The organism is Kribbella jejuensis (genome assembly GCF_006715085.1).
GTDB lineage: Bacteria > Actinomycetota > Actinomycetes > Propionibacteriales > Kribbellaceae > Kribbella > Kribbella jejuensis.
On the sequence record NZ_VFMM01000003.1, the window covers coordinates 155,318 to 173,033 of the forward strand.

Annotated in this window: 15 protein-coding genes; 11 read left to right on the forward strand and 4 right to left on the reverse strand. The window is 68.3% G+C overall.

Features of this window, described 5'->3' with window-relative positions:
- Positions 1-2: 2 nt before the first annotated feature.
- The 3 genes from FB475_RS28420 to FB475_RS28430 are packed head-to-tail and all read right to left on the reverse strand — an operon-like array spanning position 3 to position 3,741.
- Positions 3-1,001, reverse strand: a complete 999-nt coding sequence (locus FB475_RS28420) for an ABC transporter permease (protein WP_141860106.1) — start codon at positions 999-1,001, stop codon at positions 3-5.
- Between the two features lie 50 nt (positions 1,002-1,051).
- Positions 1,052-2,773: an ABC transporter substrate-binding protein gene (locus FB475_RS28425; RefSeq protein WP_141860108.1), complete on the reverse strand. Its 1,722-nt coding sequence runs from the start codon at positions 2,771-2,773 to the stop codon at positions 1,052-1,054.
- A gap of 32 nt (positions 2,774-2,805) precedes the next feature.
- Positions 2,806-3,741: an ROK family protein gene (locus FB475_RS28430; RefSeq protein ID WP_141860110.1), complete on the reverse strand. Its 936-nt coding sequence runs from the start codon at positions 3,739-3,741 to the stop codon at positions 2,806-2,808.
- Positions 3,742-3,860: 119 nt separating this feature from the next.
- Between FB475_RS28430 and FB475_RS28435 the strand changes: the two genes are divergently transcribed.
- The 3 genes from FB475_RS28435 to FB475_RS28445 are packed head-to-tail and all read left to right on the forward strand — an operon-like array spanning position 3,861 to position 5,862.
- Complete coding sequence (locus tag FB475_RS28435; RefSeq protein WP_141860112.1) at positions 3,861-5,039, forward strand: ROK family transcriptional regulator; 1,179 nt, start codon at positions 3,861-3,863, stop codon at positions 5,037-5,039.
- Positions 5,040-5,081: 42 nt separating this feature from the next.
- On the forward strand, positions 5,082-5,441 hold the full coding sequence (locus tag FB475_RS28440; RefSeq protein WP_141860114.1) for a VOC family protein: 360 nt from the start codon (positions 5,082-5,084) through the stop codon (positions 5,439-5,441).
- 16 nt (positions 5,442-5,457) lie between these two features.
- On the forward strand, positions 5,458-5,862 hold the full coding sequence (locus tag FB475_RS28445) for a hypothetical protein (protein WP_141860115.1): 405 nt from the start codon (positions 5,458-5,460) through the stop codon (positions 5,860-5,862).
- Here FB475_RS28445 and FB475_RS28450 read toward each other — a convergent pair.
- Positions 5,839-6,345 carry a winged helix-turn-helix transcriptional regulator gene (locus tag FB475_RS28450; RefSeq protein ID WP_141860117.1) on the reverse strand — a complete coding sequence of 169 codons (507 nt, stop codon included), beginning with the start codon at positions 6,343-6,345 and terminating at the stop codon, positions 5,839-5,841. The genes FB475_RS28445 and FB475_RS28450 overlap by 24 nt on opposite strands.
- Before the next feature lie 53 nt (positions 6,346-6,398).
- On the opposite strand from FB475_RS28450, the gene FB475_RS28455 reads away from it, so the two are divergent.
- From FB475_RS28455 to FB475_RS28490, 8 genes are all read left to right on the forward strand, one after another.
- Positions 6,399-6,857, forward strand: a complete 459-nt coding sequence (locus FB475_RS28455) for a nuclear transport factor 2 family protein (protein WP_238332490.1) — start codon at positions 6,399-6,401, stop codon at positions 6,855-6,857.
- A gap of 26 nt (positions 6,858-6,883) precedes the next feature.
- A complete protein-coding gene (locus FB475_RS28460) occupies positions 6,884-7,711 on the forward strand; it encodes a M4 family metallopeptidase (protein ID WP_202878576.1) in 828 nt (275 codons plus the stop codon).
- A gap of 122 nt (positions 7,712-7,833) precedes the next feature.
- Positions 7,834-9,597, forward strand: coding sequence for an ABC transporter ATP-binding protein (locus FB475_RS28465; protein WP_238332491.1), 1,764 nt, complete (start codon positions 7,834-7,836; stop codon positions 9,595-9,597).
- A complete protein-coding gene (locus tag FB475_RS28470) occupies positions 9,590-11,374 on the forward strand; it encodes an ABC transporter ATP-binding protein (protein ID WP_141860124.1) in 1,785 nt (594 codons plus the stop codon). Before FB475_RS28465 ends, FB475_RS28470 begins: the two co-directional genes overlap by 8 nt.
- Before the next feature lie 37 nt (positions 11,375-11,411).
- On the forward strand, positions 11,412-12,428 hold the full coding sequence (locus tag FB475_RS28475) for a ferritin-like domain-containing protein (RefSeq protein WP_141860126.1): 1,017 nt from the start codon (positions 11,412-11,414) through the stop codon (positions 12,426-12,428).
- A gap of 117 nt (positions 12,429-12,545) precedes the next feature.
- Positions 12,546-13,511, forward strand: coding sequence for an ABC transporter ATP-binding protein (locus FB475_RS28480; RefSeq protein ID WP_141860128.1), 966 nt, complete (start codon positions 12,546-12,548; stop codon positions 13,509-13,511).
- Entirely contained in the window at positions 13,511-14,857 is a 1,347-nt protein-coding gene (locus FB475_RS28485) for an ABC transporter permease (protein WP_141860131.1), read from the forward strand. Before FB475_RS28480 ends, FB475_RS28485 begins: the two co-directional genes overlap by 1 nt.
- A gap of 24 nt (positions 14,858-14,881) precedes the next feature.
- On the forward strand, positions 14,882-17,620 hold the full coding sequence (locus FB475_RS28490; RefSeq protein ID WP_141860133.1) for an alkaline phosphatase family protein: 2,739 nt from the start codon (positions 14,882-14,884) through the stop codon (positions 17,618-17,620).
- Positions 17,621-17,716 lie beyond the last annotated feature (96 nt).

Sequence of the window (17,716 nt, forward strand, 5' to 3'; positions counted from 1 at the left end):
ACTCATCCCTTCGTCCGGGCTCGCGGGTCGAGCAGGAACACCGCGAAGTCGCAGAGCAGGACACAGATCAGCACCGCGAGCGTCACCAGCAGGAACAGTGCCTGCAGCAACGGGTAGTCGGTGCTCACCGTGGCGTTGTAGAACATGTAACCCAGGCCCGGGTAGTTGAACACGTACTCGACCAGGATCGTCCCGGAGATCACGAAGCCGAGCGACATCGCGAACCCGGACAGGTTGGGCAGGAACGCGTTCCGGCCGGCGTACCCGAACATGATCTTGCGGCCCGGGATGCCCTTCGCCCGCGCCATCCGGACGTAGTCCTCGGCGAGCGTGGTGACCATGTTGTTCCGCATGGTCAGGATCCAGCCGCCGACCGCGGTGACCAGGATCGTCGACGCCGGCAGGATCCCGTGCTTGACCACACTCCAGATGAACTCACCACTGAACCCCGGCGTGAGTCCCTGGTCGTAGTTGAAGTCGTTCGGCAGGATCGGGTTGCTGCCGATCGCGAACAGCGAGATCAGCAGCAGCGCGACCCAGAAGTACGGCAGCGCCGAGGTGACGATGAAGACCGGCGGCACGATGCCGTCGATCAGCCCGCCGCGCCGCCAGCCGGCCACCGTACCGATCAGCGTGCCGAGGACGAACGCCAGCACGGTCGCGATACCGACCAGGCCGAGTGTCCACGGCAGCGCGCTGCCGATCAGCGACGTGACCGGGGCCCCGAGGCTGCTGCCGATCGAGACACCCCAGTGCCCGGTGACCATCGACTTCAGGTACTCGAGGTACTGCAGCATCAGGTTCTTGCCCGGGTCGAAGCCGAACTCGGCCAGCACCGTCCGCAACTGCTCCGGTGTGACCACCGATCCGCCCTTGCTGAACCGTTCCCGGAGCGCCTGCTCCGGGCTGCCCGGCATCATCCGCGGGATGAAGAAGTTCAGCGTCATCGCCGCCCACAGCGTGAGCACGAAGAACCCGAGACGTCGTATCAGGTATCGCACTCCCACCAACTCCTCGTGCTCACGCTCATCTGATCCTTACTACTTCTGGACTACTTCTGGGCGGACTTCGAGTACAGGTTGGTCAGCACCTGACCGACATCGGGGATGTTGTACGGCGCCGGCTGCGCGTACGGGTTGTCCTGCGTCGGCCAGCCGTCCAGGTCCTTGGTGTTGTACTGGTACCAGTCGACCGACTCGGTCGTCGGGATCACCGGGACGTCCTTGATCATGTACGACGAGATCTGCTTGATCAGCTTGACCTGGGTGTCCGGATCGGCGGAGGCGTACTGGTCGAACAGCTTGTCCACCTCGGGCTTCATGTAGCGCGAGTAGTTGCTGCTGGCCTGCTTGCCGATCGGGGCCGAGTTCTTCGAGTACAGCAGCTGCCGCAGCTCGTAGTACGGCGTCGGGCCGCCGGACTGGCTCGCGTAGGCGAGGTCGTAGTCACCGGTGAACAGCTTCTGGTTGTACGACTGCTGCTGCAGGTCCTGGATCGTCAGGTCGATGCCGGCCTTCGCGAGCTGCTGTTTGACGACCGCCAGCGACGCGTCCCAGTCGGTGTAGCCGGTGACCGTGATGATGCTCAGCTTCAGCTTGTTCGAGTCGGAGTACCCGGCGGTCTGCAGCAGCTGCTTGGCCTTGTCCAGGTTCTGCTTGTCGTACCCGGCCGCGGCCACCGCGTCCTTGTCGTAGTACTTGTCGAACGTCGGCGACACGACACCGGACTGGTTCGCGGCCGGCTGGTACCCGCTCTCACCGATCTTCGAGATCTGCTCGCGGTCGAGCGCGTACGCGATCGCCTGCCGGACCGCCAGCTTGCTGGTCGCCGGACGGGACGGGTCGTTGTTCGGGACGATCGCGACGTTCGCGGTCGGCGGGAACCAGTAGTTGTTCTCCGGCGACTTCGCCTTGTAGAAGTTGTCGATGTTCGGGATGTACTGACCGCCCCACTGCGCCTTGCCGCTGGCCAGGTCGAGGTTGGCGGGGTTGTTGTCCAGGTACGCCGGGTACTGCACCTTCTGCACGTACGGCTTGCCCGGCTGCCAGTACGACGGGTTCGCGACGTAGGTGATGTTGTTCGAGGTGCAGGACTCGACGGTGAACGGGCCGGTGCCGACGGGCTTCGGGTCCGTCCAGGTCGCGGGCTTCGACGCGGCCTCGCCGGTGGACCAGATGTGCTTCGGCACGATCCCGACCTGCCCGGCGAAGTTGAAGAAGTACGGTTCGGCGGCGGCCTTGAACTTCAGCGTGACCTTGTTGCCGGCCGCAGTGACGCTGGTCAGCCCGGCACCGGTCCACAGGGAGTACAGGTCGAGGGCCGGCTGTTCCTTCATCCGGGTGAAGGTGTAGACGACGTCGTCGGCGGTGAACGGCTGACCGTCGCTCCACTTCACGCCGTCGCGGATGGTGAAGACGATCGAGTCCTTCTTCGGTGACCAGGTGAAGTCGGTCGCCAGCATCGGCGTGGTGGCGCCCGCCTTCAGCACGTTGACGAAGGTCAGCGGCTCGTAGACGAAGCCGTTGGCCTCCTGGTTGACCGCCGGGTTGAACGGGTTGAACTGGCACGGCCAGGTCTGCCCGCCGACGTTGGCGATGGTGACGGTGCCACCCTGCTTGTGTTCCCCGGTGCCGCCGCCTCCGCCGGTGCTCGTCGAGGACGACGGGTTGGACGAGCTTGCGCTCCCGATCGGCTTGTCGCCGCCGCCGCAGGCCGCGGTCAGTGCGCCGACCGCGATCGCCGCGACGGCGATGCGTGTGATGCTGCCCCTCATCGTCTTCTGCCTTTCGCTACTGGAAATCCTGGTCATGCAAATGCTTCCGCGCCGAGGACGGCTCCGGCCGCCTCGACACCAAGGGCGAGCGCTCCGATCAGCGGTGCGTCCGAGGGAAACCGGGCCACCGACAGCTCCGGCGGAAACGGGACGGCTGCGTCGAGGGCGCGGCGCAGACCGGGTTCGAGCTGGTCCCAGGAGCGGACCAGGCCGCCGCCGACCACGATCCGGTCCGGATCGATCGCGATGGCGAGGTTGGCCAGATGCGCAGCCAGCTCCCGGACGAACTCGTCGGTGAGGACGGCGGCGTCCAGTTGGGTCCGCGCCATCGTGAAGACGTCGGCGGCCGTGACCGGTCGCCCGAGCCGGGCGGACCCGGTGGTCTCGAGCGCCTGGCCGCTGACGACGTGTTCCAGGATCGTGCGCTCGTCCGGACCGACGTACACGTCGGCGGGCGAGCGCAGGTTGTAGCCGATCTCGCCGGAGGCGCCGTGCGCCCCGGTGATCACGGTGCCACCGGCAACGATCGCGATCGCGAGACCGGTGCCGAGATTGAGGTAGAGCCCGGGGTCGGAGCCGGCCAGCGCACCCCAGCGCAGTTCGGCCTCGGCCGCCGCCTTGACGTCGGTTGCCAGCCGCACCGGTACGCCGGGGAACCCGTCGCGGATCAGCCGCCCGAAGGGCAGCTCACCCCAGCCGGGAAAGGTCGGCGCCAGCTCGACGCGGTCGTCGTACGGGATGCCCAGCGTGGCCGCCCCGACGCCGGCGAGCTGCTGGTCCGGCGCGACCTCGGCGAGCAGCCCGTGCGCCGCGGCGATACCGCGTGCCATGGCTTCGGCGGCACCACCGGACTCGACGCGGCTGTCGATGGTCGTCGCGCCGAGGCGGCGACCGGACAGGTCCCCGACGGCGACGGCGATCTTCGTACCGCCGAAGTCCAGCCCCAGGACGACCGGTGTCGAAACCACGGGGTGGCACCTCCTCGCGCCTACCAATAGAATCGATAGGAAACTAACTTAACTATCATCGGCACCACAAGGGATCACCGGAACTTGGTGGCCGAGTTGTTAGGAAGAGGGGGTGGACAGTGACGGTTACTGCCGGGGGAGCACGCCCGCAGTTGATCCGGGAGATCAACGAGCAGGTACTGCTCGACCACATTCGGCGATCGGGCCCGGTCTCGCGGACCGAACTCGCCGGCCTGACCGGGCTGTCCAAGCCGACCGTTTCCGCGGCGCTCGGCTCGCTGGAGCGGACCGGTCTCGTGTACGTGACGGGCCAGCGCACCGGCGTACCCGGTCCGGCCGCGAACCTGTACGAAGTACGTCCGGACGCCGGGTTCGTGCTCGGGCTGGATGTCGGGCGTGAGTACCTGCGGGGTGCGATCGCGGATCTTGCCGGAACTGTGCGGTCTCGATTGAGCGTGCGGACGAAGGCCGGCGACGCGATGGCGCGGATCCAGGAGCTCGTCGACCTGACTGCCACGCTCGCCGAGGAGGCCGGGATCGACGTCGCGCAGCTCACCCAGACCGTGCTCGGCAGTCCTGGTGTCTACGACCCGCGGCTCGACGCCCTGACGTTGACCGGGCGGCTGTCCGGATGGGATTCCCCGGCGACGCTGGCCGCGTTGCGTGATCGGTTCGGCGAGACGTTGATGATCGAGAACGACGTGGACGCGGCGGCGATCGCGGAGCGGGTGCACGGGCACGGGCGGGACGTCGACAGCTTCGCGTTCGTCAGCGTGGGCACAGGTATCGGCATGGGGCTGGTGCTGGACGGCAAGCTGCGGCACGGGTCGCACGGGGTGGCGGGCGAGATCGGGTACCTGCCGTTCACCGAAGGCAGCGGTAGCGATCAGCGGGACGCGCGCAAGCGTGGCGGGTTCGACGCGTCGGCGTCGGCGGCAGCCGTCGTCCGCGCTGCCCGCCGGGCCGGGGTGCGCGGCGCGCCGACCGCGGAGAAGGTGTTCGCGGCCGCGGCTCGTGGCGATGCCCTGGCCGCGGCGGTCGTTGCCGAGGAGGCCCTGCTCGTGGCGAAGGCGGTGTGCACGGTCATCACTGTTGTCGATCCTGACCTGGTCGTGCTCGGTGGTGGTATCGGTCAGGCGCCAGGATTCCTGGAGGCTGTCTGCAAGCAGTTGCGGGTGCTCGCGCCGGTGATGCCGGAGGTGAAGGCGAGCGTGCTCGGCACCGAAACCGTCGTCACCGGCTGCATCGCGGCCGGGCTCGATCGCGCCTGGCAAACCCTTGTCGGAAATTCCGCCTGAACCGGACGCAAACCGTCCGCAACCCGGATTACTGTGCGAGCCATGACTATCGCGATGTACCCGAGTTTCGTGCTGGACTGCCCGGACCCGGCCGTTCTTGCCCAGTTCTACGGTGAACTGCTGGGCTGGCAGGTCAAGACCGAGGAAGGCTGGGCGGAGATCCGCCCGGAGGACGGCAGCAACTGCATCAACTTCCAGCAGGTCAAGGACTACAAGGCGCCGACGTGGCCGACCCAGGACGTGCCGCAGCAGCTGCACCTCGACGTGATGGTGCGCGACCTCGACGAGGCCGAGCCCGAGGTGCTGGCGATCGGTGCGACCAAGGCCGAACATCAGCCCGGAACGACGTTCCGGGTCTTCCTGGATCCGGCCGGACACCCGTTCTGCCTGTGTGTGGACTGACAAATAGAGTGAGGGTGTGACGAGCTGGCGCGAGGAACGACGGCAGGCGGCGGTCGAACATGCCGCCGCTCTGGAACGGAAGAAGGACGCCGAGACCGCGCAGGCGCGGACGCTGCTCACCTCCTTCATCGCGACGATGAAGGAACGCGGTGTCGAGCCGGAGCCGTTGCGGGCGCAGGTCGTCGGGTCGAGCGCCAGCTACCGGACGAACCTGACCGGGTGGTATCTGCGCCGCAACCGCTCGTTGGCCGTGGACGTCGACGGAAACTTCTACATCCTCGGCGTACCGGCCAGCCTGAAGGCCCGGGTGGCCGGCGTCCACGTCGAGCCGTCGGACCCGCCGCTCGTCGTCGGCCAGGGCGCCCGCGACGGCGAGTCGATGCCGCTCGCCGAACTCCTACGCCTTCGCCTCGAGTCCTAGCACGCCGGCGATCAGCGCCGTGCCGGGAGCGGTCCGCCCGCCGGGGCCTGGTGACGGTACGACGTCCTGCATCGCAAGGGTCTCGCCGCACTCGGAGCAGCACACTGTCGGTGTGGTGAGCTTCCCGCACGTCGTGTGGGTGAAGCGGATCGGCTGGCCGGCCGGGGGAGTGGCCCAGCGGTCGCCCCATGCCGTCAGTGCCATCAGGATCGGCACCAGCTCCCGTCCGGCGCCGGTGAGCTCGTAGCTGTAGCGGACCGGGTGCTGCTGGTACGGCGTACGTCGTACCAGCCCGCCGTCGACCAGCGTCGCCAACCGGTCGGTGAGCAGGTTGCGCGAGATGCCGAGGTCCTTCGCGAACTGGTCGAACCGGTCCATGCCCAGGTACAGGTCGCGCAGGATCAGCGGCGTCCACCAGTCGCCGATCAGCTCCAGGGACTGGGCGAGCGAGCAGTGCATCGAGGCGAAGCTGGTGTTGCGCATGGCGTCATCCTAGTCAGTTGCTGGATTGAACTCACTATGGCTACGGTGGGGCCATGAGCATTTACCACCGGATCGTGGCCCGGCAGGTGCGGAAAGCGTTCGCACAGATCAGTGCGGGAAACTGGGAGGCGATGGTCGCCGGGATGGCGCCGTCGTTCACGTACCGCTTCTACGGTGAGCACGCGCTCAGTGGTGAACGCCGTACGCACGAGGCGCTGCGGCGCTGGTGGGAGCGTTGCTTCCGGCTGTTGCCCGGGACGCGGTTCGACGTGGACGACGTGATCGTCAGCGGCTGGCCGTGGAACACGCACGTCGCGACGGCGGTGACCGTGCACGTGAAGGTGGTGGACGGTTCGACGTACGACAACGTCGTGCATCAGTTCCTGCGGATCCGGTGGGGGAAGATCACCGAGGTCCGCACGCTGGAGGACACCGCGGTCCTGCAACGGACCCTGGACCGGCTCGCGGCCGCCGGGTACGAGGAGGCCCACGCGGAGCCGATCGTCGGCTGAGATCTTCCGTAGGGGACTACTACCAGGTGACGCTGACCGACCTGGACGGCTCGGGCTACCTGAACGGCCGGTGGGCCAACGTGCGCAGTGCGACTGGCACTCCGGCGTTCACCACGAACGGCACCTACTTCTACAACCGGCACGACGACCAGTTCGAGCAGGTGATGGCGTACTTCTGGGGGACGCAGTCGCAGAAGTACCTGCAGTCGTTGGGGTTCGGACGCGACCTGCCGCCGGTGAACGCGGAGAGCCAGGACTACCGGGTCGACCAGTACGGCCAGGACAACTCGTTCGAACGGGACAACCCCGACATCATCACGCTGGGCAAGGGTGGTGTGGACGACGCCGAGGACGGCGAGGTGATCGTGCACGAGACCGGTCACGCCGTGCACGCGGCGCAGGTGCCCGGGTTCGGGTCCTCGGAGGAGGCCGGCTCGATCGGTGAGGCGTTCGGCGACTACTTCGCGGTGACGGTCGGCGACTGGGTGGCCAAGCAGTACGGCGTACCGGAGCGCGAGGACCTGGCCTGCGTCGCGGACTGGGACTCGACGTCGTACACCTCGACCGTTCCGCACTGCCTGCGGCGCCTCGACACGAACAAGCACTACCCGCAGGACATGGTCGGTGAGGTGCACGCGGACGGCGAGATCTGGTCGCAGGCGCTGTACCAGCTCCGGACCGCGCTCGGCCCGGCGGTAGCCGACCGGATCATCATCGACGCGCAGTTCGGGTTCGCTCCGGACACCAGCTTCGCGGCCGCGGCGCGGCAGACCGTGGCGACAGCGCGCTCGCTGTACGGGCCGAGCCAGGCGGCGGTGGCGCAGAAGGCTTTCGCGGACCGCGCGATCCGCTGACCTGATTGCGGTCACGTCCGGAAATCCGGATGCTTTTGTCGGTGCTGCGGTCTACGGTCGGTCAAGTGCTGACTCTGTTGCGGTACGGCGTTCGAGTTGCACCTGGGAGCACGCTTCTGACGATGGGGCTGGCTGTCCTCGGCTCACTGCTGGGGCTGGCGGTCACGTTGCTGACCGGCCGGGTCGTCGGGGCGGTTCCAGGTGTGGTCGGCGGCGCTTCAGGTGCGATGCCGATCGGCCGGTTCAGCTGGCTGCTCGGTGCGCTGCTCGTCGTGTTCGTCCTCGACAGTCTGAAACCGGCCGCGCAGCAAGTGGCGACGATGGTGATGGACGCGGGCGTGGTGCGGGCGATCGGCACCGGCATCACCGACCCGCTGCTGAAGCCGCGGCGGATCGACCACCTCGAGGACGCCGACGTACTGGACGTGCAGGAACGCGCGAAGGGCAAGGGCGGCTTCCATCTCGCGCAAGGGCTCGGTCAACTGCCCTGGTTGCTCGCCAGTCGGGTCACGCTGGTCGGGTCGTCAGTGATCGTCGGCGCGATGTTCGCGTGGTGGGTTGCCGCGATGCTGCTCGCGATGACTCTGCTCTCCGAGTGGTACTACGGCCGCCTGATCGAGCGTGAGATCGACACCTGGTGGGGCAACACCGAGGAGCAGCGCCGGGCGAGCTACGCCTTCGACCTCGGCATGCGCGACGCGCCGAAGGAGCTGCGGGTCTTCGGGCTGCACAACTGGATCGTCCAGCGGTACGTGCGCGAGTGGACCGACGGCTATCGCCCGGTCTGGGACCGGCGCCGGCGGAACACGCGCTGGACCATGTTGCTCGGCGCCGTCCAGCTGCTCGCCAACGGGATCGCGATTCTCGCGGTCGGCCGGGCGGCGCTGCACGGCTCACTGCCGTTGACGCAGGTCGCGACCACGCTGCCCGCGATCCTCGCGATCGGCCAGTCCGCGAACGGGTTCGGCGTCGTGCAGGTCCGCCGCGGGCTCTCGGCGTACCGCGCGATGCGAGATCTGCCCGAGGTGATCGCGACCCGGCATCCCGAGCGGGAGGTCGCCACGGAGTCGCTCAAGGGGCACCGGATCGCGACGATGCCGGCGCGGGAAATCCGGTTCGAGAAGGTGAGCTTCCACTACCCCGGGTCGGACAAGACGGTACTGCGCGACCTCGACCTCACGATCCACGCGCACGAGGCGCTCGCGCTGGTCGGCATCAACGGCGCCGGGAAGTCCACGCTGGTGAAGCTGCTCGGCGGTGCGTACAAGCCGACGAGTGGGCGGATCCTCGTCGACGGTGTCGACCTGGCGGAGCTCGACCTGGCCGCTTGGCAGCGGCGGGTCGCCGCGATCGTCCAGGACTTCGTCCGGTTCCCGCTGTCGGTCACGGACAACGTCGTGTTCGGCGCGGTCGAACGCGAAGGCGACGAGTTGACGCTGGCCCGGGTCGCGCGCGAGTCCGGTATCGACGACGTGGTCCGCGGTCTGCCGAAGGGTTGGGACACCGTGCTGGACAAGACGTTCGACGGCGGCGTGGACCTGTCCGGTGGCGAGTGGCAGCGCGTCGCACTCGCGCGTGCGCTGTTCGCCGTCCATGCGGGTGCGGGCGTTCTGGTGCTGGACGAACCGGCCGCCGCGCTCGACGTACGGGCCGAGGCGGAGCTGGTGGAGCGGTATCTCGAGCTGACCTCGGGGGTCGCGTCGCTGATCATCTCGCACCGGTTCTCCGTGGTGCGGAACGCGGACCGGATCTGCGTGCTGTCCGACGGCCGGATCGTCGAGGACGGCACGCATGAGGAACTGCTGGCGATCGACGGCGAGTACGCCGCGATGTTCAAGCTGCAGGCCGAGCGGTACGTGACCGGACCGGAGGCCGTAGATGCCTAAGACCTTGCGGATCTTCCGGCTGTGGATCACCACGTCGTTCCGTGCGGCGCCGTGGCTGATGACGGCCTCGACAGTGCTCGTCGCGCTCCGGGCGATCACGGCTCCGGCCCAGACGTACGGCGTGAGCCGCCTCGTCGACGGGATCGCGTCGGACCGGTCGAGCACGATCGCGCTCGGGATCGCGATCATCGTCGGCGGCCTGGCGATCTCGTTCGTCGCGGACACGCTCGGCTGGCCGTTGCAGGACACCGCGCAGGAGCGGATGGCTGGTCGCGTGCATGCGGACCTACTCGACGTGACGACCGGGATCCCGGGGTTGTCGCACCACGAGCGGCCCGAGGTCGCGGACAAGCTCGAGCTGGTCCGCGAACGCGCCTGGCGGATGGGCGTCGGCGCCGAAGTACTGCTGTGGGCGTTCGCCACCGTGACCAACACGGTGACCGTGCTGACGCTGCTCGGCTCGGTGCATCCGGTGCTGCTCGTGCTCCCCTTGCTCGGTGGCGCCCGGATCTGGTCGGCGTACCTGAGCAGCACCCGCCAGCAGAAGGCGTGGGAGGACTCGATGCCGCAGGAGCGGCTCGTCGACCGGCTGATCGACGTCGCCAAGGACCCGCGGATGGGGCTCGAGGTGCGGGTGTTCGGGCTCGGGAAGGTCCTGCTGGACCGGATCTTCGCGTTGCAGACCGAGCGCTTCGACCGCCGGGTGGCCGCGGCGCGCTGGGGCGGGAAGGTCGACGGAGCCGTCCGGCTGGTGTTCGGGCTCGCGTACGCGATCGCGATCATCTGGGTCGTGGCCCGGGCGCGGGACGGGCAGGCCACCGCGGGCGACGTCGTCCTCGTGCTGCTGCTCGCGCCGCAGGTCGACCAGATGACCGGCGGTATCGCCCAGAACGTGTACTGGGTCGGCGAGGTGATCCGGAGCTTCAGCCGCTACGACTGGCTGCGCGAGTACGCCAAGCAGAACTCGTGGCGCTCCAGCCAGGCGCCGGCGCCCGCGCGGATCACCGAGGGCATCGAGCTGCGGGACGTCGGGTTCTCGTACCCAGGTTCGGAGTCGGCGGTGCTGAGCGGGATCAACCTGACCGTGCCGGCCGGGTCGGCGGTCGCGCTGGTGGGGGAGAACGGCGCCGGCAAGACGACGCTGGTCAAGCTGCTCGCCCGGATGTACGACCCGACCACCGGGCGGATCCTGGTCGACGGCGTGGACCTGGCGACGATCCAGCCGGACGAGTGGCGGTCGCAGCTGAGCGCCGGGTTCCAGGACTTCGTGAAGTTCGAGTTCACCGCCCGCGAGGTGGTCTCGATCGGTGACCTGGCGCGGGCCGGCGACGAGGACGCCGTACTGACCGCGATCGGGCGCGGCGACGCCGAGTCGGTGGTCGCCGGCCTGCCACGCGGGCTGGACTCCCAGCTCGGCAAGAAGTTCGCGGACGGCGTCGAGCTCTCCGGCGGTCAGTGGCAGCGGCTCGCCCTGGCCCGGGCGTTCATGCGCGAACGCCCACTGCTCCTGCTGCTCGACGAGCCGACCGCCGCGCTCGACCCGGAAGCCGAACACCGCCTCTACGAGCAGTACGCCGAAGCCGCCAAGATCGCGGCGGCCGAGACCGGCGGCATCACCGTCCTCGTCTCGCACCGCTTCTCCACGGTCCGGATGGCCGACCTGATCGTCGTGATGCACCGCGGCCGCATCGAGGAGTTCGGCACCCACGAAGACCTGCTCGCCGCCGGCGCCCGCTACGCCGAGCTCTTCGAACTCCAGGCCCGCGCGTACCGCTGACGGTCACAAAGCCGCAGGGTGTCCTGTCTCTACAGGTATGAGCCAGCAGATCGACACCGTCGACAGTCTTCGTCAGCACCTGCAATGGGCGATCGAGCTCGAGCACTCGACGCTCCCGCCGTACCTGTGTGCGCTGTACTCGCTCGACCCGGCGCGGAACCCGGACGCCGTTGACGTGGTGAGCAGCGTGTTCGTCGAGGAGATGATCCATCTCTCGCTGGCCTGCAACCTGCTCAACGCCGTCGGGGGCGAACCGCGGCTGGACACGCCCGACAACCTGCCGGGGTATCCGCGGCGGCTGCCGCACGGCGAGGTGGAACTGTCGCTGCTGCCGTTCGGGCCGGCGGCGCTGGAGATGTTCTTGCGGCTGGAGAAGCCCGAGGCTCCCGGCGCGCCGGGGGAGAGCGACCACTACGAGACGATCGGCCAGTTCTACGACGCGATCGAGGACGGCTTGCGGTACCTCTGCGAGACACTCGGCGAGGACAAGGTGTTCTCCGGCGATCCCGCGCGGCAGGTGACGGCCGGCCCGTTCCAGCACACCGACGGCGAGGTGCACCCGGTCACCGGGCTGGACTCGGCACTGGCCGCGCTCGAGGAGATCGTCGAGCAGGGCGAGGGGACGGCGCGGGCCGAGGTCTGGGACGGCGACCACGACATCTTCCACCCGGACCGCGACGAGGTGGCGCACTACTACCGCTTCAAGGAGCTCGAGCTCGGCCGCCGCTACCAGCGCGGCGACACTCCACAGTCCGGCCCGACCGGCGAGCCGGTGACGGTCGACCTGGCGGGCGTCACGCCGATGCAGCCGAACCCGCGGCGCTCGGACGATCCGCAGATCCGGGCCGCCCAGGAAGAGTTCGACAACACCTACTGCACCCTGCTGTACCTCCTCGAGCAAGCCTTCACCGGCCAACCCGCGATGATCCGGGACGCCACCCGTGCCATGTTCGGGCTGAAAGCCGAGGCACTGAAACTGATGCGGCTGAGCGAGGACGAACAGAGCACCGCGGGCCCGACCTTCCGGTACGTTGCGCCCGCGGACCGCCGATGAAAGTGAGACCGAACTGAGAAGTGACTGAGAGGTTGGCTGCAATCTGTTGCTGCTAGTTCGCCAATAGTTAACGTTCGGTCTTCACGTGGCGGTACATCTCTTCCTAATGTATCCACCATGGACATTCCGCCCGCTGTCCGTGCCCGCGCGGTCACGAAGTGCTTCGGTGAGGTCGTGGCGCTCGACGGCGTCGACCTCGACGTCGCGCCAGGTCAGCTCCACGGCCTGGTGGGACCGAACGGAGCCGGCAAGACCACGCTGCTCGGTCTGTTGCTCGGACTCGCCGTCGCCGACACGGGCACGCTGGAGATCCTTGGTACGCCGGTCGGCCGCGCTCTCGCCGTACCCGAAGGGGTTGCCGGCTTCGTCGACGGCCCCGGGTTGTACCCGTCGATGACCGCTCGGCAGAACTTGTCCGCGCTGGCCGCCCTGCGCGGCGACGGCACGATGAAGATCGACGAGGCGATCGACCAGGTCGGCCTGACCGATGTCGCCGACGATCGCGTCCGCGGCTTCTCGCTCGGGATGCGCCAGCGCCTCGGCCTGGCCGCCGCACTGCTCACGAAGCCCCGGCTGCTGATCCTGGACGAGCCGTCGAACGGTCTTGACCCGGCCGGCAAGAAGCACGTGTACGGCGTACTCACCAAGCTGGCCGCCGACGGTACGGCGGTGATCCTGTCCAGTCATCGGATGGACGACGTCGAGGCGCTCTGCTCCGAGGTGACGATCCTGGCCACCGGGCGGGTCGCGTTCACCGGCCCGATCAGCAAGCTGGCGTCGGAGGACACCGACCTCGACTACCGCGTCCGCACCTCGGACCCGGTGGCCGGCCGGCGGGCCGCTCTCGCGACGCCCGGCATCCGCCTGCACGAGACCGGCCTCGCCGACAACGCCCGAAACGCCGACGACGCCCGCGACACCGGCGACGTGGAGCTGCTGGTCGTGTCGGCGACGGTGCCGGCGCTGGACGAGTTCGTGAAGCGGCTGGTTCGGGAAGGCGTGGCCGTCCGGGAGCTCGCGCCGGTCGTGTCGCCACTCGAAGCTGCCTTCCTCGCCCTCACCGAGCAGCAGGAGACCAACTGATGACAGCCACGCTGGCTGCCCCCGACACCCCTGTCGTCCGGCCTGTCCCGATCACGCGCGGGTACCGCTTCGAGCTCGTGAAGCTGCTGTCGCAGTGGCGCGTCCGGGTCCTGATCGTGGCGTGCTGGCTTGCCCCGGCCGTGTTCGTGACGGTCGTGAGCCAGCAGGCCTCGCTCCCGGTCGACACGTTGTTCGGCCGGATGATGCACGCGACCGGCTGGGCCGGACCTCTGGTCCTGCTGGGCTTCTCGGGCTCGTGGGCGTTGCCGTTGCTCACCTCGCTGGTCGCCGGTGACGTGTTCGCGGCCGAGGATCGGCTCGGCACCTGGCGGCACCTGCTCGTCGCGGTCCGCTCGCCCCGGCGGATCTTCGTCTCGAAGGCGCTGTCCAGCCTGTCCGTGATCGTCGTACTCGTGATCGGCCTGGTCGTGTCGAGTACGGTCAGCGGTTTGCTTGTCGTGGGCAACCGTCAGCTGATCGGGCTCGACGGCCACCTGCTCTCGCCGGGTGACGCGGCCGGCCGGGTGCTGCTCGCGTGGTTGTGCGCGCTCGCGCCGACGCTGGCGCTGGCCGCGATCGGTCTGCTCGGATCCGTCGCGATGGGCCGGTCGCCGATGGGCCTGCTGCTTCCGGCAGTCGTCGCGCTCGCGATGCAGATCGTGCAACAGCTTCCGGTGCCCGTCGCCGTACGGCTGGCACTGCCGGGCTACGCGTTCATCAGCTGGAACGGCTTGTTCACCGACCCCGCACAACGGGGGCCCTTGCTGATCGGCGTCATCGTCAGCCTGGTGTGGGCGGTCGTTGCGACCGGCCTCGCGTACCTGCTGTTCGTACGCCGTGACTTCACCAACCCCACGCACGACGGCTCCGGCCGCCGGGCGTTGACGGCCGGCCTGGTGCCGCTCGTCGTGCTGCTCGGTGTCAGCGTCGCCGCGCTCGCACCCGTCACCGGCTTCGGTTCGGGGATCGAACAGGACAAGGTGCAACGGTCGGTCGCGATCGAGTTCGCACACCTCTACCGCCTGCAGACCAAGCAGCTGAACCGGGCCGATGTCACCGAGGCTCAGCTGCAGACCGCTGCCGAGTGCACGAAGGGCGGCGACCAGGTCGCCGCGCGCGGGCCCGGCAACGACTGGCGGTGCGTGATCAGCTGGCATCTGCCGGGCGTCGACGTAGCCGGCTCGGCGATCTACCAGCTCGACATCAACCCACTCGGTCGGTACGTGGCCGACGGGGACGGACCGAAAGAAGTGAACGGCTTCTTCCTGGTCCGCACCCCGTCCGGGGACGAACCGAACCCACTGTGGCAGTTCGACGGCAATATCGAACTGCTACCCGTCAAGTAGTGCCAACCCGAAGGGATCAACCCCATGCAGGTAACACGCCGCCGCAGGCGTGACGAGACGGGCCCGTCCAGCCCCCTCCGGCGCAGGGTACCACTGGTCACGGCGGGTGCCACGGCGGTCGCCGTGACGCTGGCCGGCACCGCGGTCGCCTCGACGACCGGCTTCGGCAAGGACCACGTCGGGCAGGTCACCGACAAGGGCCAGGTCATCTCGTCCGACCAGTACATCAAGCCGATCGGCGACCGTCTCGTCCTCCAGAAGGGCAAGATCATGTCGTCGACCGTCAGCCCCGACGGCAGCCACCTGGCCGCCTCGGTGACCGACGGCGGGATGGCGCTGGCCATCGTCGACCTGAAGAACTGGAAGGTCCAGCAGTACATCGGCAACAACGCCGCCGCGGATCTCAAGATCCCCGGCAACGACGTCGGCCAGGAAGGCCCGACGTACTCGCCGGACGGCAAGCAGGTCTGGCTGGGACAGACCGACGGCTACCGGAAGTTCACCGTGAACGCCGACGGTTCGTTGGCGAACCCGACGTTCGTCTCGATCCCGGCCGACGGTGCGAAGCACTCGCTCGCCGCCGAGGCCGTGTTCTCCGCGGACAGCTCGACCGTGTACTCCGCGGTCAACGGCCAGAACCGCGTGGTCGCGATCGACACCGCGACCGGCACGATCAAGCAGAGCTGGGCGACCGGCAACGCGCCGCGCGACCTGGTCATGGTCGACGGCAAGCTGTACGTGAGCAACGAGGGTGGCCGGACCGCGCAGGCCGGCGACACGACGCTCAACTCGTACGGCACCAACGTCGTGGCCAACCAGGACTCGATCACCACGACCGGTACGGTCAGCGTGATCGACCCGGCGAACCCGTCGGCCGCCGTCGCGAGCATCCCGGTCGGTCTGCACCCGACCGCGCTGTACGCGAAGAACGGCGCGGTGTTCGTCACCAACGTGGCCAGCAACACGGTCTCGGTGATCGACACCAAGCGCGGCAAGGTCACCCAGACGATCGCGACCCAGCCGTGGCCGGCGGCCTCGGTCGGGTACGAGCCGGACGGCGCCACGCTGACCGACGACGGTCACCTGCTGGTCTCGCTCGGCCGGGCGAACGCGATCGCGGTCTACAAGTACAAGAACCCGCTCGAGCCGGTCAGCTACGTGGGTCTGCTGCCGACCGACTACTTCCCGGCTGAACTCGCGCAGGTCGGCAAGGACATCGTGGTCTCGAACACCCGCGGTATCGACGCCCTTCGCGACACGACAGCCGCCGGCCACGGGACCCACGACACCACGTCGAGCCTGACCAAGTTCCAGCTCCCGGACGACCAGGCGATCAAGAAGTACACCAAGACCGTCTTCGACCAGAACGGCTGGACGAACGGTTCGGCGCAGGTCGCCACGGACAAGGGCCACCGCAAGCCGGTGCCGGTCCCCGCGAAGCTCGGCGACCCGTCGACGATCAAGCACGTGTTCCTGCTGGTCAAGGAGAACCGCACCTACGACCAGGTGTACGGCGACATCCCGGAGGGCAACGGCGACCCGGCGCTGACGCAGTACGGCGAGAACGTGACGCCGAACCAGCACGCGCTGGCCAAGCAGTTCGGGCTGTACGACAACACCTACGACGTCGGCACGAACTCCGCCGAGGGTCACAACTGGCTGATGCAGGCCGACAACCCGGAGTACACCGAGTCCTCGGCCGGTGAGTACCTGCGCAGCTACGACACCGAGGACGACGCGCTCGGCCACCAGAAGAGCGGCTTCCTCTGGACCGGCGCGCAGGCGGCCGGCAAGTCCGTCAAGGACTACGGCGAGTTCCTGTCGATCGAGAAGAAGCCGACCGGTGCGAGCTGGCAGAACCTGTACTGCGACACCAAGCAGATGCAGGCCGGTGCCGACACGAAGTACCCGATCCAGGTCGGCTCGGCGATCCCGTCGCTGAACAAGGTCGCGGTGCAGGGCTTCCCGCAGTTCGACACCTCGGTGCCGGACATCTACAAGGAACAGGTCTGGGAGAAGGACTTCAAGAAGAACGGTCCGGCGAACCTGAACATGTTCTGGTACTCCAACGACCACACCGGCGGGACCGCGAACGGCCCGGCGCAGGTGGCCGACAACGACCTGGCCGTCGGCCGGACCGTTGACGCGATCACGCACAGCAAGTACTGGAAGGACTCGGCGATCTTCATCGTCGAGGACGACTCGCAGGCCGGGCTGGACCACGTCGACGGCCACCGGGCGCCGATCCAGATCATCAGCCCGTACGCGCAGCACGGTGTGGTGGACAGCCACTACTACACGCAGATCACGATGATCCGCACGATCGAGCAGATCCTCGGGATCTCCCCGATGAACCAGAAGGACACCGCGGCCACCCCGATGTTCGGCGCGTTCACTCCCAAGCCGAACTTCACCCCGTTCACCGCGCTGCCGAACCGCACCTCGCTGACCGGTGGCGTGAACCCGCTGCCGAGCTGCGGCGCCGACGTTCCGGCGGCGCAGAACCCGAACGTGGCGCCGGCACCCACGGCGTCCGTTCCGGCGAACATGACCGCGATGGCGGCGCAGTGGTCGGCGTGGAAGGACCAGCAGCGCACCACCGGCCCGAACGCCAAGGCCGACTTCGCGAACCCGGCCCAGATGAACCACTACAACTGGTACGAGTCGCACAACTGGTCCACGGCGTACCCCGGCGAGAGCCAGATCTTCGCGCCGCAGAACGTCCCGGGTGCGGTCATCCCGGGCGCCGAGAACGACGGCTGACCACCGGCAGGACCGAGCACGAATAAACGCGGATAAATAGCTAGCAGGCGGACCGGGGACGGTGATAACGTCCCCGGTCTGTCTTTTCGGGATCGA